Raw genomic sequence first — 25678 nt, forward strand, 5'->3', positions numbered from 1 at the left:
TGCTCGTGCCCTCGCTCCTCGAGGTCGACTTCGCGCAGCCGGAAGGGTTCCGGCCGCTGTCGCTCGACCTGCGCACCCCCGACGCCGCCGGCGCACCCCTCATCGTGTTCCTGCACGGCGGGGGGTGGCTGCGCGGCAGCCGCAAGGTCTTCACGCCCGGCATCGGCGCTGCGGACTCGTTCGACCGCATCGTCGCCGCCGGCTTCGCGATCGCGTCGGTCGAGTACCGGCTCAGCGGAGAGGCGCGCTTCCCCGCACAGCTGGAGGACGTGGATGCCGCGCTCGCGTGGCTGCGAGACCACGCCGCCGAGTACGGGGCGGATGCCTCGCGGCTCGTCTTGTGGGGAGTGTCGGCCGGCGCGACCCTCGCCGCGCTCGCGGGGCTCCGGCGGGATGACGTGCGCGGGGTCGTGGACTGGTTCGGTCCGGCCGACCTCTTCACGATGGCCGACCACGACATGGGGGATCCGCCCGACCGGACCCGCGAGGCCCGCTGGATCGGGGGGACGGCGGCGCAGCATCCCGAAACCGCGCGTGCCGCGAGCCCCGTGCATCAGGTGCACGCGGAGGCCCCGCCCTTCCACATCTCGCACGGCACCGCCGACGATCTCGTCCCGCTCTCCCAGAGCGAGGCGCTCGCGGCGGCCTTGCGACACGCCGGAGCCGACGTCGAGTTCCACGCGGTCGCAGGCGGCGGGCACTTCTGGCGAGGCGTGAGCGATACCGCACCCCTCTTCGACCGTGCGATCGGCTTCGCCCGGCGCGTCACAGCCTGAGTCGCCGTTCCATCCCTCGAATCTTCAGGAGTCCACACCATGGGCGAGACGCCCTCAGCCGCCCGGTTCATCGCACCCCAGCACCCGACCGAGGCCGCGCCTCTCCTGCGGCGCGAGTTCGCGCTCGAGGGGGGCCATGGCGACGTCGTGAACGCGACCCTGCGCACGTCGGCGCTGGGCGTCGTCGAGGCGTGGGTCAACGGCATCCCCTCCTCCGACGAGCTGCTCGCGCCGGGGTGGACGAGCTACGAATGGCGCGTGCGCCTGATCGAGCACGACGTCACGCTCGCGGTCGCGGAGCAGACGGTCCTCGCACTGCGGCTCGGAAACGGCTGGTACCGCGGCTGGCTCGGCTTCACGGGGCAGCGCGCGGTCTACGGCGACGAGCGCGCCGGGTACGCCGAGCTCGAGATCCGCTTCGCCGACGGCCACGTGCAGCGCGTCGTGACCGACGAGGTATGGCGCGCGGGGACGGGCGAGGTCCTCGCGGACGACCTCTACAACGGCGAGACGATCGACGCGCGTCTCGGCGACACCGCGTGGCGGCATCCGGGATTCGATGACTCCGCATGGGATGCCGTCAGCGCGGTCGATTTCGACGCGAGCGCCCTCGTCTCCCGCACATCGCCGCCCGTCCGCCGGCTGGGCGAACGCGCCGCCGAGCGCGTCTGGACCTCGCCGTCGGGCAAGACGCTCGTCGACTTCGGCCAGAACCTCGTGGGCTTCGTCCGCGTGCGGGTGTCGGGGCCGGCCGGCACCGAGATCGTCCTGCGCCATGCCGAAGTGCTCGAGGGCGACGAGCTCGGCACGCGCCCGCTGCGCCGCGCCGAGGCGACCGACCGCTTCATCCTGAGCGGCGGCGACGACGTGTTCGAGCCGACGCTCACCTTCCACGGCTTCCAGTACGCCGAGGTCACGGGCTGGCCCGGCGAGCTCGACCCCGGGGCGCTCACGGCGATCGTCGTCGGCTCCGACATGCCGGCCACCGGCACGTTCGCGTGCTCCGACCCCCTGCTGAACCAGCTGCACAGCAACGTGGTGTGGGGCATGAAGGGCAACTTCCTGAGCGTGCCGACGGACTGCCCGCAGCGCGACGAGCGGCTCGGCTGGACGGGGGACCTCGCCGTCTTCGCGCCGACGGCGGCGTTCCTCGGCGACGTCGAGTCCTTCCTCGCGGACTGGCTCGTCGACGCCGAGCTCGAGCGCCGGGCGACGCCCGAGCAGACCGTGCCCGTCGTGGTGCCGAACGTCATGAAGCACCTTGAGACGGGCTTCCCCGAGCCGGGCGCGACCGCGGTGTGGGGCGATGCCGCGGTCTGGGTGCCGTGGGCGCTGTGGACCGCCTACGGAGACGAGCAGACGCTTCGCAACGCGTACCCGCTCATGACGGCGCACCTGCGCAGCGTCGCCGACGTCCTCGCCCACGACGGCGCGTGGGACACGGGCTTCCAGTTCGGCGACTGGCTCGACCCCGACGCGCCCGCCGACGACCCCGGCAAGTCGAAGGCGCCGGCCGCCGTCGTCGCCACCGCGAGCGCCTACCGCACCGCGGCGTTCATGGCCGAGGCCGCTGAGGTGCTCGGGGAGGAGTCCGATGCCGCCGAGTTCCGTGTGCTGCGCGACCGCATCGGAGCGGGCTTCCGCGTGCGGTATGTGCGCGACGGCCGCATCGAGAGCGACAGCACGACGGCCTATGCGCTCGCGATCGTCTTCGGCATCCTCGACGAGGCCGACCTCTCGCGCGCGGGCACTCGCCTCGCGGAGCTCGTCCGCGCGTCGGGACACCGCATCAGCACGGGGTTCGCGGGCACGCCGTTCATCCTCGACGCGCTGACGTCGACGGGCCACCTCGGCGACGCGTACGCCCTGCTGCTGCAGCGCGAGATCCCGTCGTGGCTGTACCCCGTCACGATGGGCGCGACGACGATCTGGGAGCGCTGGGACTCGCTGCTGCCCGACGGCAGCGTCAATCCGGGCGAGATGACGTCGTTCAACCACTACGCCTTCGGCGCCGTCGCGGACTGGATGCACCGCTCGGTCGCGGGGCTCGCGCCGCTCGAACCGGGCTACCGCCGCATCCTCGTGGCACCGCAGCCCGGCGGCGGACTCACGTGGGCCGAGGCGAGCCTCGAGACGCCGCACGGTGCGGCCGCCGTCCGCTGGGACCTCGACGGGGCCGACCTCCGAGTCGAGGTCACGGTGCCCGAGGGTGCCGAGGCCGTGCTCCGGCTCCCCGGTCGTGCCGACGAGAACCTCGGCTCCGGCATCCACACCCGATGAGAGGAAGAGACGAATGACGCAGACTCACGATGTCGCCCTGGCGGGCGGAGGCCACGACTTCCGCGTGCGCGTGTATCCGGCGGCCGAGCCGAACGGCTCGATGCTCGTCTGGCTGCACGGCGGCGCGTTCATGTTCGGCACGCTCGACATGCCCGAAGCCGACCAGGTGGGTCAGAGGCTGAGCGCCGCAGGCATCACCGTCGTGTCGGTGGACTACACGCTCGCGCCGCTGGACGCGCTCGAGTCGCTCGGTCCGCCGCCCGACCAGGCCGAGGGCTTCCCTTCGCCGGAGCAGCTCCGCGCCGAGGCGGCGAGCGCGGGCCCGCGGGCGCGATTCCCCGTCGCATCGCTGCAGATCGTCGCCGCGTTCGACTGGGCCGTCGACAACGCCGACCGGTACGGCGCCGACCCCGGGCGGGTGGCGCTCGGCGGGGCGAGCGCCGGGGGGAACCTCTCGTCCGGTGCGGCGCTGCGCCTCCGCGATCGCGGGACGACGGCGCCGGTGCTGCTGGCACTGGTCTACCCCTCGCTGCACGACGGGATCCTGCAGCCGAACGCCGAGCTGGCTCGACTGCTCGAGGATGTTCCCCTGTCCCGGATCTTCACGTCCGAGACGCGGGACGCGATCAACCGCAACTACCTGCCCGATGCCGAGGACGACCCCTCCGGGTACGCATTCCCCGGCGGCCGCGACCTCGCGGGGCTCCCGCCGGTGCTCATGGTCAACGCCGAGCTCGACAGTCTGCGCGCCTCCGGTGAAGCCTTCGCCGCCGAACTCGCATCCTCGAGCGTCGATGTGCGGGTGTTGAGGGCGCGCGAGGCCATGCACGGCTATCTCAACGAGATCGGACACCCGGCCGCGGAGCTCACACTGGAGCTCCTGACCGATGCCGTCGCCCGCGCGTAGGGGGGTGGCGTCAGGCGGCGCGGAGCCGCCGCGAGATGTCGTCGGCCGTCGCGCGCAGGCGATCGAGGATCGGCCCGCGCAGCGACGCGAGGTCGTGCCGCTGCGTCGAGACGGCGATGTTGATCGCGGCGGCGGGCTTCGTCTCGCGCCCGAACACGGGCACCGACACCGACCGCAGGCCCGCCGCGACCTCCTGGTCCTGGAGCGAGTAGCCCTGTTCGCGGATGACGGCGAGCCTTTCGCGCAGCTCGTCGAGCGAGCGGGCGGCGTTGGGGCCGGCATCCGCTCCGAAATCATGCGTCGCAAGGGTCGCCGCGAGCTCCGCGTCGCTCAGATAGGCCAGCAGCAGCTTGCCCATCGACGTGTACGCGGCGGGCAGCGTCGACCCGACCTGGATGTTGGCGGTCACGAGGTCGGAGTTGCGCAGGCGCGCGAGGTAGAGCACCTGGTCGCCGACGAGGACGCCGAGGTTGACCGTCTCGCCGGACCGCTCGGCGAGGTGCCGCAGAGGCTGTTCGCTGAGCTGCACGAGGCTCGATCCGCGCAGCGCGGCCGACCCGAGCAGCAGGACGGCGACGCCGGGGCGGATGCCGCCGTCGGGCAGCCGCTCGAGGTACCCGCCCTCTTCGAGGGTCGCGACGACGCGGAACGCCGTCGGCATCGGGATGCCGGTGCGCTCGCTGATCTCGCGCAGCTTGAGCGAGGTCACGGACTCGTCGAAGAGCCGCAGGACGTCGAGTCCCTTCGCGAGCGCCTCGATGCGATAGCGGCTCGGCGTCTTCTCGGCCGCCTCGGTGTCGGGCTCGTCAGCTTTCATCGTGTGAAACCGTATCTTCCGCTGTGGAGCCGTGCAATCTCACGGCGCGACCCGGAAGACGCGCAGCTGCAGCGCGAGGGTCGCGTAGTAGCCGACGAGCGTCGTGAGCTCGAAGATCACCTCGGGGCCGAGGGCGACGGATGCCGCGTCCCACAGTCCGTCGTCGAGGTCGCCGTCGAGCAGCGCGGCCGTCACGCGGGCGACGAGACCCTCTTCGCCCGTGAATCCCGCGACCTCACCCGCGCGCAGCGCCGCGAGCTCGTCCTCGCTGAGGCCCGCGGCGGCGCCGACGGCTTCATGCGCCTCGCGCTCGAAGGCGCTGTCCCAGCGCGCCGCGACGAGCAGGATCGCGATCTCGCGCGCCCGGTCGCTCAGCGAGCCGCGATAGCGCAGGGCCGCGCCCACGTCCTGGAGTGCGCCGCCCAGCTCGGGCGCGAGCAGGAACGCGTTGAAGGGGCCGCGCAGCGAGCCGTCGGGGCGAGTGAGGGCGAAGTGCTGCGGCCCCTGTGCGCGGGGTCCGCCCGCGATGGCGTCGTACAGGTCGAACTGGGCGACCGAGAGCGCGTCGGGGGTGAGCGCAGGGATGCGGGCGGCCATCGGACTCCTTCATTTGACGAATCGCTGGGATCAGCATACATTCAATAGACGAAACTAGCTTTCATCCAATGAACTGACTCGAGAGAAGTGTCATGGCAGACACCCTTCACCGCACGAGCGCCGACTGGCTCGGACTCACGGGAGCACGCGTGCTCGTCGCGGGCGCCGGCGGCATCGGCGGCGCGTGCGCCCTCGCCTATGCGGAGGCCGGAGCATCCGTCGCCGTCGTCGACCGCGACCAGCGCGCGCTCGACGCGATCGGCGCCGAGCTGTCGGCCCTGGGCGCCCGCCATGAGCTCATCCGCGCCGACCTCACCGAGCACGGCGCGGGTGCCGAGGTCGTCGCCCAGGTCGTCGAGCGGCTCGGCGGACTCGACGTGCTGCTGCACGCCGTCGGCATCAACGACCGGCGCCCCATCCTCGACTTCACCGAGGACGAGTGGGACCACATCCTGCAGGTCAACCTCTCGTCGCTCTTCGGGCTCGCGCAGGCCGCGGGCCGCCACATGGTCGCGCAGGGCCACGGCCGCGTGCTCGCACTGTCGAGCGTCTCGGGGCTGCTCGCGCACCACTCGCACGGCCCGTACGCGGCATCGAAGGGCGGCATCAACCAGCTGCTGCGCGTCATGGCGCGCGAGTGGGCGGTCTCGGGGGTCACGGTCAACGCGCTCGCGCCCGGCTACATCGAGACGCCCCTCACGGCGGGCGAGCTCGCCAAGCCCGGCAAGCGAAAGGACCTCGAGAGCCTCGTCCCCGCGGGCCGGCTCGGCACGCCCGACGAGCTCACCGGCCCCGCACTGTTCCTGTCGTCGCGTCACGCCGGATTCATCACGGGCCACGTGATGTACATCGACGGCGGACGCACACTCGTCTGAGGAAGGACCCACCATGTCAGAGATCTACCCCCGGTTCGCCGGCAAGACCGTGCTCGTCACGGGCGCGGGAACGGGCTTCGGCGCCGAGATCGCCGTCCGCGCCGCGCAGGAGGGCGCCAAGGTCGCCATCCATTACCGCTCATCGAAGGCGGGCGCCGAGGCGACGCTGCAGCGCATCAGCGAAGCGGGCAGCGACGGCATCCTCGTGCAGGCCGACATCGGCTCATGGGACCAGATCAAGAGGATGGCCGACGAGGTCTGGGCTGCGTTCGGCACGCTCGACGTGCTCGTCAACAACGTCGGCGACGTCTCGAGCGAGCAGATGAACTGGGACGAGCTGACGCAGGAGGCCCTCGACGCCGTCATCGACATCGACGTCAAGGGCACGCTGCTCATGACGCACGAGTTCGGCGAGCGGATGCTGCAGCAGGGCCACGGCTCGATCGTGCAGGTCGGCTCCACCGTCATCGTGCGCGGCTCGGCACGCGCGCCGCAGTACGCGGCGGCGAAGTACGCGATCCTCGGCATCACGAAGTCCTATGCCAAGGCCTTCGCCCCCGCCGTGCGCGTCAACACCTTCGCCCCCGGGTTCATGGAGACCGAGCGGCTCCTGGGCCGCGAGGACTGGAAGAACGGGCGCCGCGAGGTGCTGCTCGCGCAGACGCCCATGGGCGTCATCCCGCCGCCCGAGTTCGTCGCGGGGGCGTGCCTGTGGCTCGCGACCGACGAAGCAGCCCATCTGACCGGCGGCTACATGCTCGCCGACGGCGGATTCAACATGGTAGGAGCCTGAAATGAAACTGATCACCTTCGACGGCGGCCGCGTGGGCCGACTCGAGCTCGAGGAGGGCGTCGTCATCGAACTCGACGTGCCCTCGACCCGCGAGTGGTTCGAGCGCGGCGGCGACGTCCGCGAGACGGGCGAGCGCCTCGCGTACGCCGACGTCACTCTCGAGGCGCCCATCCGCCCCAAGAAGTTCTTCCACACGGCGGGCAACTTCGCCGACCACCACAACGAGCTCGAGGCGGTCAACTGGTCGCACCCCGTGCACAAGGGCATCGTGTTCTTCCAGAACGTCGACGCGATCATCGGGCCGGACGACGACATCGTCTACCCGGATCACCTCACGCGAGAGATGGACTACGAGCTCGAGCTCGCGATCGTCATCGGCAAGTCGGGCAAGTTCTTCGGCCCCGACGAGGCGGACGACTACATCGCGGGCTTCACGGTCTTCAACGACATCTCGGCGCGCGACATCCAGCGCAAGGAGATGGAGTCGGGCGTCTTCTCGTTCTCGAAGGCGATCGACACGTTCTGCCCCATCGGCCCGTGGATCGTGACGCGCGACGAGGTGCCCGACATGCACGAGCTGCCGATGCAGCTGCGCGTCAACGGCGAAGTGCGCCAGCAGGGCAACACGAACCAGACGCGCATCAAGTTCCCGCACCTCGTCGCCTACCACTCGCCCCAGACCTACAGCGCGGGCGACCTCATCACGACCGGCACGATCTCGGGCGTCGCGGCGATCCAGCCGAACCCGTTCGACTTCTACCTCAAGCCGGGCGACCAGATCGAGGCCGAGATCACGGGCATCGGCACGCTCCGCAACCGCGTCATCTCGTGGGAGGACCGCTACGGCGAGCCCGCCCCGCAGCGGGTCGACTGGTGAGGATCGCCAACCTCGACGGCCGCGCCGTCCTCGTCACGGAGGGCGGCGCGGTCGACGTCGCGACGGCCTCGGACGGCCGCTTCGGCCCCGACCCCCAGGCTCTGTTCGAGGACTGGGCGGCGTTCGCGGACTGGGCGCGGACGATTCCGGATGCCTCTCCCGATGCCGCCGTCGCCTTCGACCCGTCCGACCTCGGCGCCCCCGTCCCACGCCCGCGGCAGGTGTTCGCGATCGGGCTCAACTACGCCGAGCACGCGGCGGAGGCCGGCTACCCGCCGGACTCGATGCCCGTGACGTTCACGAAGTTCCCGTCGTCGATCGTCGGTCCCGACGCCGTCGTCGAGCTGCCCGAGGGCAACGTCGACTGGGAGGTCGAGCTCGTCGTCGTGATCGGCCGTCACGCGCACAAGGTCGACCGCGAGACCGCGTGGGACCACGTCGCGGGCCTCACGATCGGCCAGGACCTCTCGGAGCGCATCACGCAGATGCAGGGCTCGGCGCCCCAGTTCAGCCTCGGCAAGTCGTTCCCCGGGTTCGGCCCGACGGGTCCGTGGCTCGTGACCCCCGACGAGTTGGCCGACCGCGACGATCTCGCGATCGCGTGCAGCCTGTCGGGCGAGGAGGTTCAGTCCTCGCGCACGTCGATGATGCTCTACGACGTGCCCGAGCTGCTCGTGCGCCTTTCGGCCGTCTGCCCCCTGCTGCCCGGCGACATCATCTTCTCGGGCACCCCGTCGGGCATCGGCAACCGCCGCACGCCGCAGCGCTTCATCGGTCCGGACGACGTGCTCGTGAGCGAGATCGAGGGCATCGGCGCGCTGACCACGCGCTTCGCCGCACCGCACTGACGGCATCCGTCCCCTCGTGTGACCTCGCGTGACGGGGGATGACCACGGGTGACACACGCCCCCGCGCGCCCCCGCGCCGCCTGAAAGCCTGACGTCTCGGCTCTCGATCGAGAGAGCAGGAGGCGAAGGGGGCGCACGTGGCGCGATATCTCGGCAGGCGACTGCTGCAGGCGGTGGGGGTGCTGTGGGCTGCCTACACCGTCTCGTTCCTCGTGCTCTACGCGCTGCCCGCCGACCCCGTGCAGCTGCTCGCGGGCGGCGACGCCAACGACATCTCGCCCGAGCAGCTCGCCGACCTGCGCGCGCGGTTCGGCCTCGACCAGCCGCTCATCGTGCAGTACTTCACGCAGCTCGCGAACGTCCTGCGCGGCGACCTCGGCACCTCGATCGTGACGGGTCGTCCCGTCACCGAGATCCTCGGCGAGGCGATCCCGCCGACGCTGCAGATCGCGGCCGTCGGCTTCGCGCTCGCCGTGATCTTCGGCGGGGGCATCGCCTTCTTCGCGACCTACACGCGCAGCCGCACGCTCTCGGACTTCCTCATCGGGCTGCCGCCGCTCGGCGTCGCGGTCCCCTCGTTCTGGCTCGGGCTGCTGCTCATCCAGTGGTTCTCGTTCTCGCTCCCGCTCTTCCCGGCGGTCGGCGACGGGGGACCGCTCGCGATCGTGCTGCCCGCCATCACCCTCGCGGTGCCGACCGGCGCGACGATCGCCCAGCTGCTGACGAAGAGCCTCGACACGACGCTGCGCGAGCCCTACATCGACACGGCGTGGGCCAAGGGCGCGCGCCGCCCGCGCGTGCACCTGCGGCACGCGCTGCGCAACGCGGCCCTCCCCGCGATCACGATGACGGGCCTCGTGATCGGCCAGCTGCTCTCGGGCACGGTCGTGACCGAGACGGTCTTCTCCCGTCCCGGGGTCGGCCGCGTCACGGCCGCCGCCGTGCAGCAGCAGGACATCCCCGTCGTGCAGGGCGTCGTGCTGTTCGCCGCGACGGTCTTCGTGATCGCCAACCTCGTCGTCGACCTCGTCTACCCGCTGCTGGATCCGCGCATCGTGCTGAACGCGGCACCCCGCCGGCGATCGGCGCGCGGTACGCAGTCGACGGATGCCGCTCCCGCCGACGAGACAGACGAGCGCGTGCTCGAACCCGCGGGAGGAACCCGATGAGCGAGACCACCGCCCTCCTGCCTGACACGTCGACGCACTCGGCCGACCCCTTCGCACAGACGGCGCAGGACCGCTTCGAGGATGCCGTCGCCGATCGTACGCGCGCCCGAGCCCGCCGCGTGCTCGAGCCGCTGCGCCGCCCCACGGTGCTGCTCTCGGCGCTCTGGCTCGTGCTCGTCGCGGTCGCGGCGCTCTGGCCGTGGCTGCTCGCGCCGGGCGATCCCTTCCTCGGCGTGCCGGCCGACAAGCTGCAGCCGCCCTCGGCGGAGCACTGGTTCGGCACCGACCAGATCGGGCGCGACCTCTACACGCGCGTCGTGCACGGCGCCGCACTGACCCTCTCGGCGGCCGCGATCGCGGTGGGCGTCGGCATCGTCGTCGGAGCCGTGCTGGGCCTCATCGCGGGGTTCACGGGCGGACGCGTCGACGAGCTCATCATGCGCGGCGCGGATGTGCTGCTCGCGATCCCCGGACTCCTGCTGTCGCTCGCGATCATCACGGCCCTCGGCTTCGGGACGGTCAACGTCGCGATCGCGGTCGGCGCCGCGAGCGTCGCATCCGTCGCCCGGATCATGCGCGCCGAAGTGCTCCGCGTGCGCTCGGCACCGTACGTCGAGGCGGCGTACGCCTCGGGCAACCGCACTGTGCGCGTCCTCACGCGCCACGTGCTGCCCAACGCCGCGGGGCCCGTGCTCGTCCTCGCGGTGCTCGAGCTCGGGGGAGCGATCCTGGCCGTCTCGGCCCTGAGCTTCCTCGGCTACGGCGCGCAGCCGCCGCTCGCCGAGTGGGGCTCGCTCGTCGCGGCGGGTCGCGACTACCTGCGCTACGCGTGGTGGCTCACGACCTTCCCCGGCATCGTCATCGCCCTCACAGTGCTCGCCGCGAACCGCCTCTCGCGCGCGCTCGACACCGATCGGAGCAGCCGATGACCGCCCCCGTCCTCGAGGTCGACGACCTCTCGGTCTTCTACCTCACGCCTCGCGGACCCGTCGCCGCCGTGCAGGAGGTCTCGTTCCAGGTCGCGCCCGGCGAGACGCTCGCGATCGTCGGCGAGTCCGGCTCGGGCAAGTCGACGACGGCGCACGCCGTCGCGCGCCTGCTCCCCGCGACGGCGCGCATCCCGTCCGGGCGCGTTTCGCTCGGCGCGCTCGACCTCGCGACCGCGACGGCCGACGAGCTCTCGGGCATCCGCGGGCGTCAGATCGGCCTCGTGCCGCAGGATCCCACCGTGAGCCTCAACCCCGTCGTGCGGATCGGCGCGCAGGTCGCCGAGGTGCTCCTGATCCACGGGCTGGCCGATCGCCGCACGGCGTGGGACCGCGCCGTCGAGGCGCTCGCGGAGGCCGGCATCCCCGACCCCGCCGTCCGCGCGCGGCAGTATCCGCACGAGCTTTCGGGCGGCATGCGCCAGCGCGTGCTCATCGCGACGGCGCTCATCGGCCGCCCCGATCTGCTCATCGCCGACGAGCCCACGAGCGCCCTCGACGTCACGGTGCAGCGCCAGATCCTCGACCAGCTCGACCGTCTCAAGGCCGACCGCAACACGGCGATCCTGCTCATCACGCACGACCTCGGCGTCGCGGCGGACCGCGCCGACCGCGTCCTCGTCATGCACCGCGGCCGCGTCGTCGAACACGGCACGCCCGCCCAGGTGCTCGGCGACCCGCAGGACCCGTACACGCGCCGGCTCATCGCGGCGGCGCCGAGCCTCAGTGCACGGCGGGGAGCGGCATCCCTCCTGTCCACGGTCCGTTCCTCGGAACTCGACACGGGTGCGCCCGTCCTGGAGGTGCGCGACCTCGTCAAGGAGTTCACGCTGCCGCGGGGGTCGGCGCAGGCCGTGCAGCGCGCCGTCGACGGCGTCTCCTTCCAGATCCCGGGCGGCACGACGCTCGCCCTCGTGGGCGAGTCCGGCTCGGGCAAGACGACGACGGCGCGGCTCGCGCTGCGCCTCGCCGAAGCGACCTCCGGCACGGTGCTGCTCGACGGCGACGACGTCACGACCGTGCGCGGCGCGCGCCTGCGCGCCCTGCGACGCCGCGTGCAGCTCGTGCAGCAGAACCCGTACGCGACGCTCAATCCGCGCCTGTCCGTCGAGCAGGTCATCACGGATCCGCTGCGCGCGTTCGGCGTCGGCGACCGCCGCGCGCGCAGCGCCCGCGCGGCGGAGCTGCTCGATCTCGTCGCGCTCCCCGTCTCGGCGCTCACGCGCCGCCCCGCCGAGCTCTCGGGCGGCCAGCGGCAGCGCGTCGCGATCGCGCGCGCCCTCGCCGTCTCGCCCGAGCTGCTCGTCCTCGACGAGCCCGTCTCGGCGCTCGACGTCTCGATCCAGCACCAGATCCTGAGCCTGCTCGTCACGCTGCAGCGCGAACTGGGCCTCACGTATCTGTTCATCTCGCACGATCTCGCGGTCGTCCGCCAGATCGCGCACCGCGTCGCCGTCATGCGCACGGGCCGCATCGTCGAGGCAGGCGCCACCGGCGACGTCTTCGACGACCCGGCCGACGCCTACACGCGCGCACTCATCGACGCGATCCCCGGCGGCCTGCGCCCCCTCGCCCCCACCACCCGAACCTCTGCACGGCAACAAGGAGCATCATGAGAACCCGCACCATCCTGGGCGCCGCCGCGGCGCTCACCACCGTCCTCGTCCTCACCTCATGCGCGGGCGGCGGCACGCAGACCGCCTCGACGACGACCGACGCCGACACGCCCGTCGACGGCGGCGACCTCGTCTTCGCCGTCGCGAACGACCCGATCTCGCTCAACCCGTCGGGCTTCGGCTCGGGCAACGACACGTGGTACGTCACGCGCCAGCTCGTCGACTCGCTGCTGCACCAGGACCCCGAGACGAACGGCCTCGAGCCGTGGCTCGCCGAGTCCTACGAGGTGAACGACGACGCGACGGTCTTCACGTTCGACCTGCGCGACGACGTGACCTTCTCGGACGGCACGCCGCTGACCGCCGAGTCGGTGAAGGCGACCTTCGACGACATCGTCGCGGCGGGCGCCCTGAGCAATGCGATCGGCTCTTTCGTCGGCTACGAGCAGACGGTCGTGGTCGACGACGACACCGCCGAGGTGCACTTCAAGAGCCCCAACGCGGCCTTCCCGCAGGCGACCTCGACGGTCGGCCTCGGCATCGTGGGCGACGCGACGCTCGCCGTCCCGTACGCCGACCGCGCCGACGGCGCGGCCGTCGTGGGCACGGGGCCCTTCACGCTCGACACCTACACGAAGGACGTCTCGACGGTGCTCGCCCAGCGCGAGGACTACGCGTGGGCGCCGGCATCCCGTGGCAACGACGGCGCCGCGCACCTCGACAGCGTGACGTTCCAGGTCGTCCCCGAGGCGAGCGTGCGCACGGGCGGACTCGAGTCCGACCAGTTCGACGTCATCGGCGGGGTTCAGCCCAACGACGTTCCGGTCGTCGAGGCCGCGGGCCTGCCGCTCATCTCGCGCGCGAACCCCGGCATCAGCTTCGGCCTGACCTTCAACGAGTCGCGGCCCATCGTCTCGGACCCCGCCGTCCGCGAGGCCATCGCCTCGGCCGTCAACGCGCAGGAGGTGCGTGACACGTCGCTCAACGACCTCTTCAACGTCGGCACGAGCGTCCTCGCGAAGAACACCCCCTCGTACGCCGACCAGAGCACGTACTTCGCGTTCGACGCCGAGAAGGCCGCCGAGCTGCTCGACGACGCGGGCTGGGAGGAGGGATCCGACGGCATCCGCGAGAAGGACGGCGAGCGCCTGTCGCTGCAGCTCATCTGGGTCACGAACTTCGGGCCCAACCAGACGAGCCTCGAGCTGATCCAGCAGCAGCTCAAGCAGGTCGGCATCGAGGTCGAGCTCTCGGGCAGCGTCGTGCCGGACTTCCTCGCGAAGCAGGATGCCGGCGAATGGGACATCACGTGGGGCAACCTCTCGCGTGCCGACGGCGACGTGCTGCGCACGCAGTTCTCGACGGCGACGACCAAGACACGCATCGACGACCCCGAGCTCGAGGCGCTGCTGCAGGCGCAGCTCGCCGAGCCCGACCCCGCGAAGCGCGACGCGATCCTGGCCGACGCGCAGGAGCGCATCGCGAGCCAGTACTACCAGATCCCCGTCCACGAGCTCACGTCGATCCTCGGCACGCGCGCCGACGTCCACGACGTCGTCTTCGGCGCCGACTCGCGCCTCGACTCGCTCGTGACGGCCTGGAAGGACGCCGAGTGACCGCGCGCCCGACCCCGCTGATCCCGCGCGCGGGACTCGTCTTCGCCGGCAACCATCCCGAGGGCGATCCCCGCGCGGGCCTCGAGCAGGCGCTGCGGCTCTTCTCCTTCGCGGAGGAGCTCGGCTACGACGTCGCGGGCATCCGCCAGAGGCACCTCGAGCGGGGGGTCTCGTCGGCGCTGCCGTTCCTCGCGGCGGCGAGCCAGCGCACCGATCGCATCCGCCTCGAGACCGACGTCGTGCCGCTCGGCTACGAGACGCCGTTCCGCCTCGCGGAGGACTTCGGCACCGTCGACGCCCTCTCGGGCGGCCGGGTCAACATCGGTATCTCGACGTCGGCGCCGCACGGCGACCTGCTCGCCTCGCTCGGCCGGCAGGACGCCGCGGTCGAGCCCTACGCGCTCATCGAACGCTTCCTCGAGGCACTCGAGGGCGGACTCCTCGCCGACGAGCCGCTCTACACCCCGTACGGCCCGCAGCTGCCGCGGATCGAGCCGCACATCCCGGGGCTGCGCGACCGCGTGTGGCTCGGCGGCGGCTCCGAGCGCTCCGTCCGGTGGGCCGCGAAGCACGGGCTCAAGCTGCTGCTGGGCAACCTGAGCGACGCGGGCGGGCACGACAGCTTCGAGCCCGCGCAGCGCGCGCATCTCGACCTCTACTACGCGGAGTTCGCCGGCAGCGGCGAGCCCGCCGTGGGCGTCGAGCGGGTCGTCGTGCCCACGACGACCGCGACGGCCGAGCAGCGCGCGCACTACCTCGCCTACGCCGAGGCGCGCGAGGCCCGCACGTCGGCGCCCGGCGAGCTGGGCGGGCGGCGGATCGCGTTCCAGCGCGACCTCGTGGGCACGTCGGAAGAGATCGTCGAGCGCTTCCTCGACGATCCCTCGATCGACGGGCGCACCGAGCTGCGCGTCGCCCTGCCGTACGGCTTCGCCGAGGACGAGTACCGCCAGATCCTGTTCGACATCCGCGACACGGTCCTGCCGGCCCTCGGCTGGCAGCCCGGTTCCACAGGGACGCCGGCCGCCGCCCGCTCGATCGTTACGGCGAATGAACCTGCGTGACCACCTTTGACGCACTCTCGCGCCCCGCCTTCCGCGGGGCGCGAGAGTGGCATCCGGACCACCTGGAGGACTCATGACCACGAACGACGCACTTCGTCTCGGCATCGCGCTCGAGGGCGCGGGCTGGCACCCCGCCGCTTGGCGCGAGCCGTCCTCGCGACCGCTCGAGCTGTTCGCACCGCAGTACTGGACCGATCTGGCGCAGCTCGCGGACGCCGCGGGAATCGACTTCGCGACGATCGAGGATTCCCTCGCGCTGCAGTCGAGCACGCCGTTCGGTCCCGACACCCGCATCGACGAGGTGCGCGGTCGCCTCGACGCCCTCCTCATCGCGGCGCGGCTCGCGCCCGTGACGGAGCGCATCGGGCTGATCCCGACCGTCACGACGACGCACACCGAGCCGTTCCACGTCTCGAAGGCCGTCGCGACGCTCGACTACGCGAGCCTCGGGCGCGCCGGATGGCAGCCCAAGGTCTCGGGGCGCTTCGACGAGGCGCGCCACACGGGCCGCCGCGACATCCCGTCGTTCGACGATCTGAACGACCCGCGCACCCGTGAGGCGATCGCGGAGCTCTTCGCCGAGGCGACCGACGTCGTCGAGGTCGTGCGCCGGCTCTGGGACAGCTGGGAGGACGACGCCGAGATCCGGGATGTCGCGACCGACCGGTTCCTCGACGCCGAGAAGCTGCACACCGTCGACTTCGACGGCGAGTGGTTCAGCGTGCGGGGCCCCTCCATCACGCCGCGCCCGCCGCAGGGTCAGCCCGTCGTCGCCGCCCTCGCGCACGCCGACCTGCCGTACCGCTTCGCGGCGACGTCGGCGGACCTCGTGTTCGTCACGCCGCGCGACCTCGACGACGCGCGCGCGATCCTCTCCGAGGTGCGCGCGATCGAGGCCGAGATCGAGCGCGACGGCGAGGCGCTGCGCGTCTACGCCGACATCGTGACCTTCCTCGACGACTCCGCGGAGCGCGCCGTCGACCGCCTCGCGCGGCTCGACGCGCTCGGCCGCCCGCTCGCGTCGGACACCCGCGTCTTCACGGGCTCGGCCGACGAGCTCGCCGACCTCATCGCCGAGCTCGGCGACCTGGGCTACGCCGGCGTGCGCCTGCGCCCCGGCGTCGCGACCGACGACCTGCCGCGCATCGCGGACGACCTGCTGCCGATCCTGCGCAGCCGGTCGATCCTGGCTGCCGCCCCCGCCGCCGCCGGCCTCGCCGCGCCGACGTCGCTCCGCGAGCGCCTCGGCCTCCCCACGACCGTCCCCAACCGCTACGCGTCCGCGTCGGCCTGACCGCGCACTCCGAGGAGCAGAACATGAGCACGACACCGCGCAAGCAGATCATCCTCGCCGCCTACGTCGGCGGGGTCAACGAGCACACCCTGTGGGAGCACCCCGACGCGGGCAGCCAGATCGACTTCGCGTCGTTCCGCCACGTCGCCCAGACCGCCGAGCGCGGCCGCTTCGACTACTTCTTCCTCGCCGAGGGGCTCGCGCTCCGCGAGCGCGCGGGACAGGTCTTCGACCATGACGTCGCGGGACGCCCCGACACGCTGCCCGTCCTCGCGGCGCTCGCCGGGGTGACCGAGCACATCGGGCTCATCGGCACGCTCAACGCGACCTTCAACGAGCCCTACGAGCTCGCACGCCAGATCGCGAGCCTCGATCACCTGTCGGGCGGTCGCGCGGGATGGAACGTCGTGACGAGCTGGGACGCCTTCACGGGGCAGAACTTCCGCCGCGGCGGATTCCTCACGCGCGAGGAGCGCTACACGCGCGCCGAGGAGTTCGTCTCGACGGTGCGCGAGCTGTGGGACTCGTGGTCCGAGGACGCGATCGTCGCCGACAAGCAGACGGGCGAGTTCCTCGTGGATGCCGCGGCCGGCGCCTTCTCGCACACGGGCGCGCAGTTCGACATCGAGGGGCGCTTCACGGTGCCGCGCAGCCCGCAGGGACGACCCGTCATCGTGCAGGCGGGCGTGTCGCCGCAGGGCCGCGACTTCGCTGCGGCGAACTCCGACCTCATCTTCTCGCCGTACTCGAAGCTGCCGGAGGCCGCCGACTTCTACCGCGACATCAAGTCGCGGGCGCGCGCGCACGGCCGCAACCCCGACGAGCTCAAGATCATCCCGGGTGCCGGCTTCGTGCTGGGCGACTCGCTCGCCGACGCGGAGGAGAAGGCGCGGCACATCCGCGACCAGCAGCTCACCGACCGCACGGTGCAGGTGATCTTCGAGCAGGTGTGGAACGTCGACCTGTCCGCCTACGACGTCGACGGCCCGCTTCCCGACATCGACCCCGACCCGCTGGCCGAGCCGATCATCCAGGGCCGCGCCTTCATCTACCAGGACCGGTTCGAGACGGCCCGCAAGTGGCGCGAGCTCGCCGAGGCGAAGGGCCTGAGCCTGCGCGGCGTCGCCGCCGAGATCTCGTCGCGCGCCGAGTTCATCGGCACGCCGCAGCAGATCGCCGACAAGCTCGACGACTTCATCCAGAACGACGGCGCCGACGGCGTCGTGCTCGGCGGGCACCACACGCCCGGCGGCATCGACGAGTTCGTCGACAAGGTCGTCCCGCTCCTGCAGGAGCGCGGATCGCTGCGCACGGAGTACACGGGCTCGACGCTGCGCGAGAACCTCGGCCTGCCCGTTCCGGAACGTCGCGGCGCACTCGCCGCGACGGCGTGAGGAGAGACGCATGAGCACCCAGGCGATCGACCCCGCCGTCACCGACCGCGTCGTCTTCGGTCGCGAGTGGGAGGAGTGGCACCGCGCCCATGAGGCGCGCCGAGCGGATCCGCACGGCTTCCTCGCCGTGACGGGCCTGTACTGGCTCTCGGCCGAGCCGCAGCGCATCCCGGGCCTGCCGGGGGAGTGGACGACAGGAGCCGAGGGACCCGTCGTCGACCTCGCCCCCGACGAGGCGCTCGAGGTCGGCGACGCGACAGTCACGGGCCGCCACGCCTTCGGCGTCATCGCGGAGCGCGGTGGCGTGACGGCGCGCTTCGGCGGCGACCTTATCGAGATCGCGAAGCGCGGCGGACACGACATCGTGCGGCCGCGGCATCCGGAGCATCCGTTCCTCGCCGCGTACGCCGGCACGCCGACCTACGTGCCGAACCCCCGCTGGCGCGCGAAGGCGCGGTACGTCCCGTACGCCGAGCCGCGGCCGACCGAGGTGGGCGCGGCCGTCGACGGCCTGACGCACGTCTACGACGCGCCGGGCGAGCTCGAGTTCACGCTCGGCGGCGAGGACTTCCGGCTCGTGGCGTTCCCCGGCCACGGCGCGGACGAGCTGCTCGTGCTGTTCACGGATGCGACGAGCGGCATCACGACGTACGCCGCGAACCGCAGCCTGGGCGTCGCGGCGCCCGACGCAGAGGGCTTCACGGTGCTCGACTTCAACCGCGCCGTCAACCTGCCATGCGCTTACACGGACTTCGCGACGTGCCCCCTGCCGCCCGAGGGCAATCGCCTCCCGATCGGCATCGAGGCGGGCGAGAAGACGCCGCTTTCTCGAGTGGTCGCTGCTCCTGGTCCGAGCGCATGAAGTTCCAGCTCCTCGACATCGTGCCGTACCGCGCCGACCCCCTCACGGGGCGGCAGGCGTCGGCGGCCGAGCGGCTCGAAGAGACCGTCGCGGCGGCCGTGCGGGCCGAGGAGCTCGGTTTCGACGCCGTCGCCGTCGCCGTCGGCGAGCGGCACGCGGGACCCTTCCTGTCGTCGTCGCCCACCGTGCTGCTCGGCGCGATCGCGGCCTCGACGAAGCGCATCCGGCTCAACTCGGGTGTCACGGTCCTGCCGGTGCTGGACCCCGTCCGTGTCGCGGAGGACTACGCGACGATCGACCAGCTCTCGCGCGGACGCCTCGACCTGACGATCGGCAAGGGAAACGAGGCCCTGCAGTTCCCGCTGTTCGGGTACGAGATCGACGACCAGTGGGAGCTGCTCGCCGAGAAGTACGCGCTGCTGCGGGCACTGTGGGACGGCGAGGATGTCACGTGGCCGGGCGGCGAGTTCACGCGCCCGCTCACGGGGGTCACGACCCTGCCCCGTCCGTTCGACGGCGCCCCGCGTGTGTGGCACGGGTCGGCGACGACCCTCTTCTCGGCGGGTCTCGCGGCGCGCTGGGGCGACCCGCTGTTCAGCGCGAACGCGATCCAGCCGCTCGAGAACTACGCGGTCCTGGTCGACCACTACCGCCGCGAGTACGTGCGCCACGGGCACGCGCCGGGGCAGGACTACGTCGCGGCAGGAGCCGGTGCTCTCTTCATCGCCGACACGACGCAGGAGGCCGTGCGCCAGTACGGGCCCGTCTACGACGCGATCGTCGCGGCGACCAACGTTCCGGGCAACAACACGCCCTACCGCGACATCGCGCACGCCGTCGCCGAGGGACCCGTGCTCGTCGGTACGGCGCAGCAGGTCATCGACAAGATCGCCCGCTTCCACGGGCGTCTCGGCCACTCGCTGCAGTCCGTGAGCCTGCCCACGACAGTTCCGTTCGCGCAGCAGCTCGAGATCCTCGAGCGCTTCGCGACCGAGGTGATCCCGGTGCTGCGGCGCGAGCTGCCGACGACGCTGTGGACGGCGCAGGACGCCGGCGCGCGGGTCGGGGACCGCATCCCAGCGGCCGCGTGAGCAGGGCCCGCTCGGCCGCTCTGTGGTCGTGCCTCGGCGCGGGGTTCGCGACGCTCTTCGACGCGACGACCGTCGCCTACACGGTGCCCTCGCTCGCGGCGAGCCTCGACGCGTCGACGGCGGCGCTGCAGTGGTTCCTCGCGTCGTTCTCGCTCACCTTCGGTCTCGGGCTCGTGCCCGCGGGGCGGCTCGGCGACGCCTTCGGGCGCCGCCGGCTGTTCGTCGCGGGCCTGCTCGTCTTCCTCGTGGGCGGCCTGCTCTCGGCGGGCGGTCCCGAGATCGGCGCCGTCGTCGCCGGCCGGTTCGTCCAGGGTCTCGGCGCGGGATTCGTCAGCGCGCAGGTGCTCGGGGTCATCCAGGACCTCTACCACGGTGCCGCGCGCATCCGCGCGTTCGTCGCCTACACGGCGGTCGGGGCCGTCGCGGGGCTCACGGGACCGCTCGTCGCGGGCGTCATCCTCACCGTCGCGCCCCCCGACGCGGCGTGGCGGCTCATCCTGCTCGCTCCGCTGCCGCTCACGGCGGCCGCCATCGTCCTCGCGCTGCGGGGGCTCCCGCGCACCGACGTCGCCGCGCCCCGCGTGACGCTCGACCTGCCCGGCATCGCCCTGCTGGGCGCGCTCGTCGTGCTGCTCATGCTCCCCGTCATCGAGCCGGGGCTGCACGAAGCCGCCGTGACGGCCGTGTACGCGGCATCCACTCTTCTGCTCGTCGCCCTCGTCGTGTGGGAGCGGGCGTACGTGCGCCGCGGACGGCTCGCGCTGTTCACGCCCGTCCTGGTGCGCTCGCGCGGATTCGTCGCCGGCAACCTCGTCGCGCTGCTGTGGTTCGGCGCGCTGCTCGCGCAGGGGAGTGTCCTGACCCTCTATCTGCTGCAGACCACGGGCGCGCCGGCGATCATCATCGCCGCCGTGTTCGTCCCGGGCGCGCTCGGCCGGCTGCTCGTCTCGCTCGTGAGTCGGCGCCTCTTCGCGCGCTTCGGCATCGGCGTGCTCGTCGCGGGACTCGCTGTCGAGACGGTGCTCGCGACGACGCTCGCCGTGAGCGCGACGGCCCTCGCGACGCCGGCGCTGCTCGTGCTCGTCGCGGCCGCGAACCTCGGACTCGGCATCGCAGGCGGTCTCGTCGAGCCGCCGCTGCGCACCGTGACGCTCTCGCACGCGACGCCGGCCCTGCACGGGGTCGCGGCCTCGTTCCTGCAGCTCACGCAGCGGCTCTCGGCGACGTACGTCGTGGCGCTCGCGACCGGCATCCTGCTGGGCGCCGCGGGAGCCGCGAGCGCGGGCTCGCTCCAGGCGGCGCTCACGGTGTGCGCTGTCGCGGTCGGCGTCTCGACGCTCGTCTCGCTCGATCCGTCGCTGCGCCGGGCCGCGGCCGGGTTACGGGGTGTTGCCGACGCGCCGGTCTCGGGTGGTCGCGCAGGCGAGAATGTCGGAATGCCTGAGACGACCGCGGAGTGGACCCTCGAGACCGTCGCGTGGGACGACGAGCGCGCGTCGGCCCTCCGCTCGGCCATGGACGCCGAGATCGGACCGCGCTACGCCGACCGGTTCGACGACCTCTCGGACGACGAGGCGGCGCGCCTCGGGGCGGCCCTCTCGATCGATCCCGCGACGATCGTCGCGACGATCGTGGCGACGGATGCCGGTGGCCGGCCCGTCGGCCACGCCGCGCTGCGCGACCTCGGAGACGCCTTCGAGGGCTCGCTCGAGGTCAAGCGCGTCTTCGTCGAGCCGGGCGCGCGGGGTTCGGGCCTGAGCCGGGCGCTCATGGCGGAACTCGAGCGCGTCGCGGCGGACTCGGGGGCGGACCGGCTCATCCTGCAGACGGGCGACCGCCAGCCCGACGCGATCGCACTGTACGAGAAGATCGGCTACGCGCGCATCCCGATCTATCCGCCCTACCTCGAGATCTCGTTCTCGCACTGCTTCGAGAAGCGCGTCCCGGCGTGACGCGCGACGCGCAGGTCGCCGTCGTCGGCGGCGGGGTCATGGGCGCCGCGACCGCGTGGCAGCTCGCCCGACGCGGCGTCGACGTCGTGCTCGTCGAGCGCTTCGGCCGAGGCCACGTCTTCGGCGCGTCCCACGGAGCCTCGCGCAACTTCAACGTCAGCTACGAGGACCCCGCGCTGCTCGCGTGGCTGCGCGAGGCATCCGTGCTGTGGCGTGAGCTCGAGGCCGAGACGGGTGCCGGCATCCTGACGACGACCGGCATCGTCAACCACGGCCCGGGGCGCGACCTCGTCGCCGCGGGGCGCGCGATCGCGGCGGGAGGCTTCGAGACGGAGCTGCTCGACGCGGCCGAGGCGTCGGCGCGGTGGCCCGGCTTCCGCTTCGCGGGGCCCGTGCTGCACACGCCGCAGGCGGGGCGCCTGCACGCCGACCGCGCCCGCGCGGGATTCGCGGATGCCGCGGCCGCCCGCGGCGCGCGCGTGCTGACCGAGACGGCCGTCGTGGGCGGATCCGTCGGCTCCGTCGACGACGGGGTCGCGCTGCGGCTGCGCGCTGCGGACGGGGCCGAGCAGGAGCTGCGCGTCGATCGCGTCGTCGTGACGGCGGGCGCCTGGACGGTCGACGTGCTGGCGTCGCTCGGAGCGACGTTCGCGCTGCCCCCGCTGCGCGTGACGCAGGAGCAGCCCGCCTTCTTCGCGCCGCTCGCGGGGGCCGAGGCGCTCGAGGACTGGCCGGGGTTCAACCACTCGTCCTCGCCCGACGACCCTGCCACGGCGTGGTTCCCGAGCGGCGTCTACGGCATGGGCTCGCCCGGCGAGGGCGTCAAGGCCGGCTGGCACGGAGTCGGGCCCGAGACGCATCCCGACCGGCGCACGTTCGTCGCCGATCCCGGGCTCTCGGCGCGGATCCGGCGTTACGCGCAGGAATGGCTTCCCGGGGTGGATGCCGCATCCCTCGCCGAGATCACGTGCACCTACACCTCGACCCCCGATTCGGCGTTCTTCCTCGAGCGGGTCGGTCCCGTAACGGTCGGTGCGGGCTTCTCGGGTCAGGGCTTCAAGTTCGCGCCCACCATCGGGAGGGTGCTCGCTGACCTGATCACGGCACGCTAGCTCGCACCGGGACGTCGAGGCCGAACGTGAGCAGGTCGATCCAGCGGCCGGGCTCGACCTCGATGCGCTTCTCGCGCTCGGTGAGGCGCTGGAAGCCGATCTTCGCGTAGAGGGCGTGTGCGCCAAGCATCTCGGGGCCGCTGTTCATGATGACGCGGTGCGATCCGCGCTCCTCGGCGAGCGCGATGACGTGCCGCGTGAGCGCCTCGCCGATGCCTCTCCCGCGCGCTGCGGGAGCCACGGCGAGCTGGCGGAAATCGGTCTCGCCGGGCTCGGCGACGGGCGAGAGCGGGCGTCCCTCGGGCGCGACCCAGACCGTCCCGAGGATCGCTCCGTCGTCGTCGACCGCGACCCAGACATCGCCCGCCGCGAGGCGGCCCTCGACGTCGCGCAGTGACGCGAGGTACGAGTCGGAGAGCTGCGAGTAGCTCGCGGTGTAGGCATCGGCCGTGACGGCGCCCGCCTCGGCGTACTCCTCGGGCCGCACGAGTCGGATGGAGACGGCGGTCACACGCCCACCGCCTCGAGCCGCTCGGCCGCGGCATCCGGGATCTCGTCGTCCGTCTCGAGGGGCTCGAGGCCCCATGCCTCGGCGAGCAGCGCGTACGAGTGCTCGCGGTCGGCGGGGTCGTGCGTGATGCTCGTGACGAGCAGTTCATCGGCGCCGGTCGCGCGCTGGAGGGTCTCGAGCCGCTCGGCGACCGTCGCGGCAGTGCCGGCGAACTGCGTCGCGACGCGGTCCTTGACGACCTCGATGGCTGCCGCGTCGAGGGGGTTCTCGAGGGCCCATTCGGTCGTCGGGTAGGGGATGGCGCCGTCGCCGGCGCGAATGCTGTGCACCCAGTGAGGGTAGCCCGCCGCGAGGCGCAGAGCCTCGGAGGTGGAGTCGGCCGCGACGACGTCGACCGAGACGGTGACGTACGGCTCGTCCAGCACGCCGGGGCGGAACGCGGCGCGATAGGCGCGGACGGCGTCGAGGACGAAGGTCGGGGCGACGTGGTAGTTCGCGCCGAACGGCAGGCCGAGCCGGCCCGCGAGCTCGGCGCTCGGGCCCGCCGTGCTGCCGTGGAGCCAGACCTGGATGTCCTGGCCCTCGGCGGGCGTCGCATGGATCGGCACGCCCTCGGGGGCGACGTAGGTGCCCGCGATGAGATCGAGGATGTCGTGCACGTCCTGCACGAAGCGGTCGGCATCGCCGGGGGTGCGGCCCAGGAGCCGCGTCTGTGCGGCGAAGCGCGGCTTGTCGAAGGCGAAGGGCCGCGCCGCGGGCAGGAGGAGCCCCGCGACGAGGCGGTCGGGGATCTCGCTCGGCGGCGGCGGGGTCTGCGCCGAGCTCGTCGAGCCGGAGCGGCCGATGCCGAGGTCGAAGCGACCCGGATGCACCGCCGCGACGACGCCCGCGGCCTCGACGACCTGCAGCGGCGAGTAGTTGCCGATGATCGTCGCGGCGGTCCCGATGCGGATCTGCGACGTCGCCGCCGCGATCGCGGCGAGCAGCACGTGCGGCGCCGCGCCCGCGACGCCGGGGTTGAGGTGGTGCTCCGCGAGCCAGTACCGCGAGTATCCGAGGCGCTCGGCGCGCTGTGCGAGGGAGATGCTCGCGCGCAGTCCGTCCGCGGGGGTCTGGCCCTGGCCGAAGGGGGACAGGTCGAGCACGGAAAGCGGTGTCGTGGTCATGGTTCTCTCGTCTTCGCGGTGCGGGAAGCGTGCAGGGGCGGGACCGGGAGATCCGGTCCCGCCCCTGGCGGTCGTCAGGACTTGGGGAGTCCCTGCGGGTTGATCTCGGAGCTCGTCACGGCCTCGGACTCGAGACCCCAGAACTCGAGGACCTCGCCGTACGTGCCGTCCTCGATGAGGGTGTTGAGCACGATGTTGACGGCCTCGATGAGCCCGTTGCCCTTGGCGGTCGCTGCGGCGATGTTCGCCGTCAGCGGCCAGCCGCCGGGGACGACGCCGACGAGCTTCGTGTCGCCCGTCTCGCGCGCCGACCAGGCCGCCGTCGCGTTGGGGCCGAACGTCGCGTCGGCACGGCCGGACTGCAGCGCGAGGTTGCCCGCCGCGGCGTCGTCGTAATAGGCGAGCTCGGCCGGCTCCTCGCCGGCGTCCGTGAGCTCCTTGTTCCACGCGAGGAGCACCTGCTCCTGGTTGGTGCCCGAGCCGACGACGATCGTGAGGCCCGAGATGTCGGCGGCCTCCGTGATCGACTCGATGTCGCTGTCGGACTTGACGTAGAAGCCGAGGAGGTCCTCGCGGTAGCTCGCGAAGTCGTACAGCTCCTTGCGCTCCTCGGTCACCGTGACGTTGGAGGTGATGAGGTCGTACTTGCCGGACTGGATGCCCAGCGGCCAGTCCGCCCAGGCGACGACCTGCGGGTTGTACTCGAGGCCGAGGCCCTCGGCGATGAGCGAGCCGATGTTCGGCTCGGTGCCGGCCGCCTCGGTCTCGCCCTCGGGGATGTAGCCGAGCGGGGGGAGATACGCCGAGTGCGCGATCGTGAGCTTGCCCGCCTCGATCGGCTCGAAGCCGCTCGCCTCGAGCGCCGCGACGGCCTCGGGGATCGGGTCGGTGTGGAACCACTGGATCTCGTCGGTCGCCGTGTTCGTCTCGGCGGGCGCGGGGGCCGCGGCGGCCTCGTCGGCCGCGGCCGACGAGTTGTTGTTGAGCGCGACGAAGACGCCTCCGACGACGGCGGCAACCGCGACGACGCCCACGCCGATCGCGATGCCCTGCTTCTTGCTGATGGCCATTGCTG

23 protein-coding genes are annotated in these 25678 nt (G+C 72.3%); 18 read left to right on the forward strand and 5 right to left on the reverse strand.

Translation table 11 applies throughout. The annotated features are described in order from the left end of the window. Positions 1-5 precede the first annotated feature (5 nt). Genes MJ607_RS10100 through MJ607_RS10110 form a run of 3 tightly spaced genes read left to right on the forward strand, consistent with a single transcriptional unit; the run spans position 6 to position 3963 of the window. Positions 6-776: an alpha/beta hydrolase gene (locus tag MJ607_RS10100; protein ID WP_243075463.1), complete on the forward strand. Its 771-nt coding sequence runs from the start codon at positions 6-8 to the stop codon at positions 774-776. A gap of 39 nt (positions 777-815) precedes the next feature. Beyond that, the gene (locus MJ607_RS10105) at positions 816-3056 is read left to right on the forward strand and encodes an alpha-L-rhamnosidase (protein ID WP_243075464.1); all 2241 of its coding nucleotides are present in this window, start codon (positions 816-818) and stop codon (positions 3054-3056) included. A 13-nt stretch (positions 3057-3069) separates the two neighbouring features. After that, positions 3070-3963: an alpha/beta hydrolase gene (locus MJ607_RS10110; RefSeq protein ID WP_243075465.1), complete on the forward strand. Its 894-nt coding sequence runs from the start codon at positions 3070-3072 to the stop codon at positions 3961-3963. 10 nt (positions 3964-3973) lie between these two features. Here MJ607_RS10110 and MJ607_RS10115 read toward each other — a convergent pair whose 3' ends face one another. Together MJ607_RS10115 and MJ607_RS10120 are read right to left on the reverse strand one after the other, a co-directional pair. Then, positions 3974-4780: an IclR family transcriptional regulator gene (locus MJ607_RS10115; RefSeq protein ID WP_243075466.1), complete on the reverse strand. Its 807-nt coding sequence runs from the start codon at positions 4778-4780 to the stop codon at positions 3974-3976. A gap of 39 nt (positions 4781-4819) precedes the next feature. Continuing rightward, a complete protein-coding gene (locus MJ607_RS10120; RefSeq protein ID WP_243075467.1) occupies positions 4820-5377 on the reverse strand; it encodes a carboxymuconolactone decarboxylase family protein in 558 nt (185 codons plus the stop codon). A 92-nt stretch (positions 5378-5469) separates the two neighbouring features. On the opposite strand from MJ607_RS10120, the gene MJ607_RS10125 reads away from it, so the two are divergent. The 15 genes from MJ607_RS10125 to MJ607_RS10195 all read left to right on the forward strand — a co-directional run bounded on the left by MJ607_RS10125 (position 5470) and on the right by MJ607_RS10195 (position 22926). Continuing rightward, on the forward strand, positions 5470-6252 hold the full coding sequence (locus MJ607_RS10125; protein ID WP_243075468.1) for an SDR family NAD(P)-dependent oxidoreductase: 783 nt from the start codon (positions 5470-5472) through the stop codon (positions 6250-6252). Between the two features lie 13 nt (positions 6253-6265). Further along, positions 6266-7045 (forward strand): SDR family NAD(P)-dependent oxidoreductase, encoded by a 780-nt coding sequence (locus MJ607_RS10130; RefSeq protein WP_243075469.1) that lies wholly within the window; start codon positions 6266-6268, stop codon positions 7043-7045. Between the two features lies 1 nt (position 7046). Next, positions 7047-7922, forward strand: coding sequence for a fumarylacetoacetate hydrolase family protein (locus MJ607_RS10135; RefSeq protein WP_243075470.1), 876 nt, complete (start codon positions 7047-7049; stop codon positions 7920-7922). Continuing rightward, positions 7919-8770 carry a fumarylacetoacetate hydrolase family protein gene (locus tag MJ607_RS10140; RefSeq protein ID WP_243075471.1) on the forward strand — a complete coding sequence of 284 codons (852 nt, stop codon included), beginning with the start codon at positions 7919-7921 and terminating at the stop codon, positions 8768-8770. Before MJ607_RS10135 ends, MJ607_RS10140 begins: the two co-directional genes overlap by 4 nt. Positions 8771-8907: 137 nt before the next feature. After that, the gene (locus MJ607_RS10145; protein ID WP_243075472.1) at positions 8908-9939 is read left to right on the forward strand and encodes an ABC transporter permease; all 1032 of its coding nucleotides are present in this window, start codon (positions 8908-8910) and stop codon (positions 9937-9939) included. After that, a complete protein-coding gene (locus MJ607_RS10150) occupies positions 9936-10868 on the forward strand; it encodes an ABC transporter permease (protein WP_243075473.1) in 933 nt (310 codons plus the stop codon). Before MJ607_RS10145 ends, MJ607_RS10150 begins: the two co-directional genes overlap by 4 nt. Continuing rightward, on the forward strand, positions 10865-12541 hold the full coding sequence (locus MJ607_RS10155) for an ABC transporter ATP-binding protein (protein WP_243075474.1): 1677 nt from the start codon (positions 10865-10867) through the stop codon (positions 12539-12541). Before MJ607_RS10150 ends, MJ607_RS10155 begins: the two co-directional genes overlap by 4 nt. After that, the gene (locus MJ607_RS10160; RefSeq protein ID WP_243075475.1) at positions 12538-14157 is read left to right on the forward strand and encodes an ABC transporter substrate-binding protein; all 1620 of its coding nucleotides are present in this window, start codon (positions 12538-12540) and stop codon (positions 14155-14157) included. Before MJ607_RS10155 ends, MJ607_RS10160 begins: the two co-directional genes overlap by 4 nt. After that, a complete protein-coding gene (locus tag MJ607_RS10165) occupies positions 14154-15221 on the forward strand; it encodes an LLM class flavin-dependent oxidoreductase (protein WP_243075476.1) in 1068 nt (355 codons plus the stop codon). The genes MJ607_RS10160 and MJ607_RS10165 overlap by 4 nt, the downstream gene beginning before the upstream one ends. A gap of 73 nt (positions 15222-15294) precedes the next feature. Next, on the forward strand, positions 15295-16515 hold the full coding sequence (locus MJ607_RS10170) for an LLM class flavin-dependent oxidoreductase (RefSeq protein ID WP_243075477.1): 1221 nt from the start codon (positions 15295-15297) through the stop codon (positions 16513-16515). Between the two features lie 23 nt (positions 16516-16538). After that, on the forward strand, positions 16539-17909 hold the full coding sequence (locus MJ607_RS10175) for an NtaA/DmoA family FMN-dependent monooxygenase (protein WP_243075478.1): 1371 nt from the start codon (positions 16539-16541) through the stop codon (positions 17907-17909). Positions 17910-17919: 10 nt separating this feature from the next. Beyond that, on the forward strand, positions 17920-18771 hold the full coding sequence (locus MJ607_RS10180; RefSeq protein ID WP_243075479.1) for a DUF1684 domain-containing protein: 852 nt from the start codon (positions 17920-17922) through the stop codon (positions 18769-18771). Beyond that, entirely contained in the window at positions 18768-19862 is a 1095-nt protein-coding gene (locus tag MJ607_RS10185) for an LLM class flavin-dependent oxidoreductase (protein WP_243075480.1), read from the forward strand. The genes MJ607_RS10180 and MJ607_RS10185 overlap by 4 nt, the downstream gene beginning before the upstream one ends. Then, complete coding sequence (locus tag MJ607_RS10190) at positions 19859-21814, forward strand: MFS transporter (RefSeq protein ID WP_243075481.1); 1956 nt, start codon at positions 19859-19861, stop codon at positions 21812-21814. The genes MJ607_RS10185 and MJ607_RS10190 overlap by 4 nt, the downstream gene beginning before the upstream one ends. Then, positions 21811-22926 carry an FAD-dependent oxidoreductase gene (locus tag MJ607_RS10195; RefSeq protein WP_243075482.1) on the forward strand — a complete coding sequence of 372 codons (1116 nt, stop codon included), beginning with the start codon at positions 21811-21813 and terminating at the stop codon, positions 22924-22926. The genes MJ607_RS10190 and MJ607_RS10195 overlap by 4 nt, the downstream gene beginning before the upstream one ends. Here MJ607_RS10195 and MJ607_RS10200 read toward each other — a convergent pair. The 3 genes from MJ607_RS10200 to MJ607_RS10210 form a co-directional block, all read right to left on the reverse strand. After that, complete coding sequence (locus MJ607_RS10200) at positions 22913-23437, reverse strand: GNAT family N-acetyltransferase (RefSeq protein WP_243075483.1); 525 nt, start codon at positions 23435-23437, stop codon at positions 22913-22915. The genes MJ607_RS10195 and MJ607_RS10200 overlap by 14 nt on opposite strands. Next, positions 23434-24603 (reverse strand): LLM class flavin-dependent oxidoreductase, encoded by a 1170-nt coding sequence (locus tag MJ607_RS10205; protein WP_243075484.1) that lies wholly within the window; start codon positions 24601-24603, stop codon positions 23434-23436. The genes MJ607_RS10200 and MJ607_RS10205 overlap by 4 nt, the downstream gene beginning before the upstream one ends. A 74-nt stretch (positions 24604-24677) precedes the next feature. Beyond that, complete coding sequence (locus MJ607_RS10210) at positions 24678-25673, reverse strand: ABC transporter substrate-binding protein (protein WP_243075485.1); 996 nt, start codon at positions 25671-25673, stop codon at positions 24678-24680. Positions 25674-25678: the final 5 nt, after the last annotated feature.

The sequence above is a fragment of the Microbacterium sp. SS28 genome (assembly GCF_022761035.1).
In the GTDB taxonomy this organism is placed as follows: Bacteria; Actinomycetota; Actinomycetes; order Actinomycetales; family Microbacteriaceae; genus Microbacterium.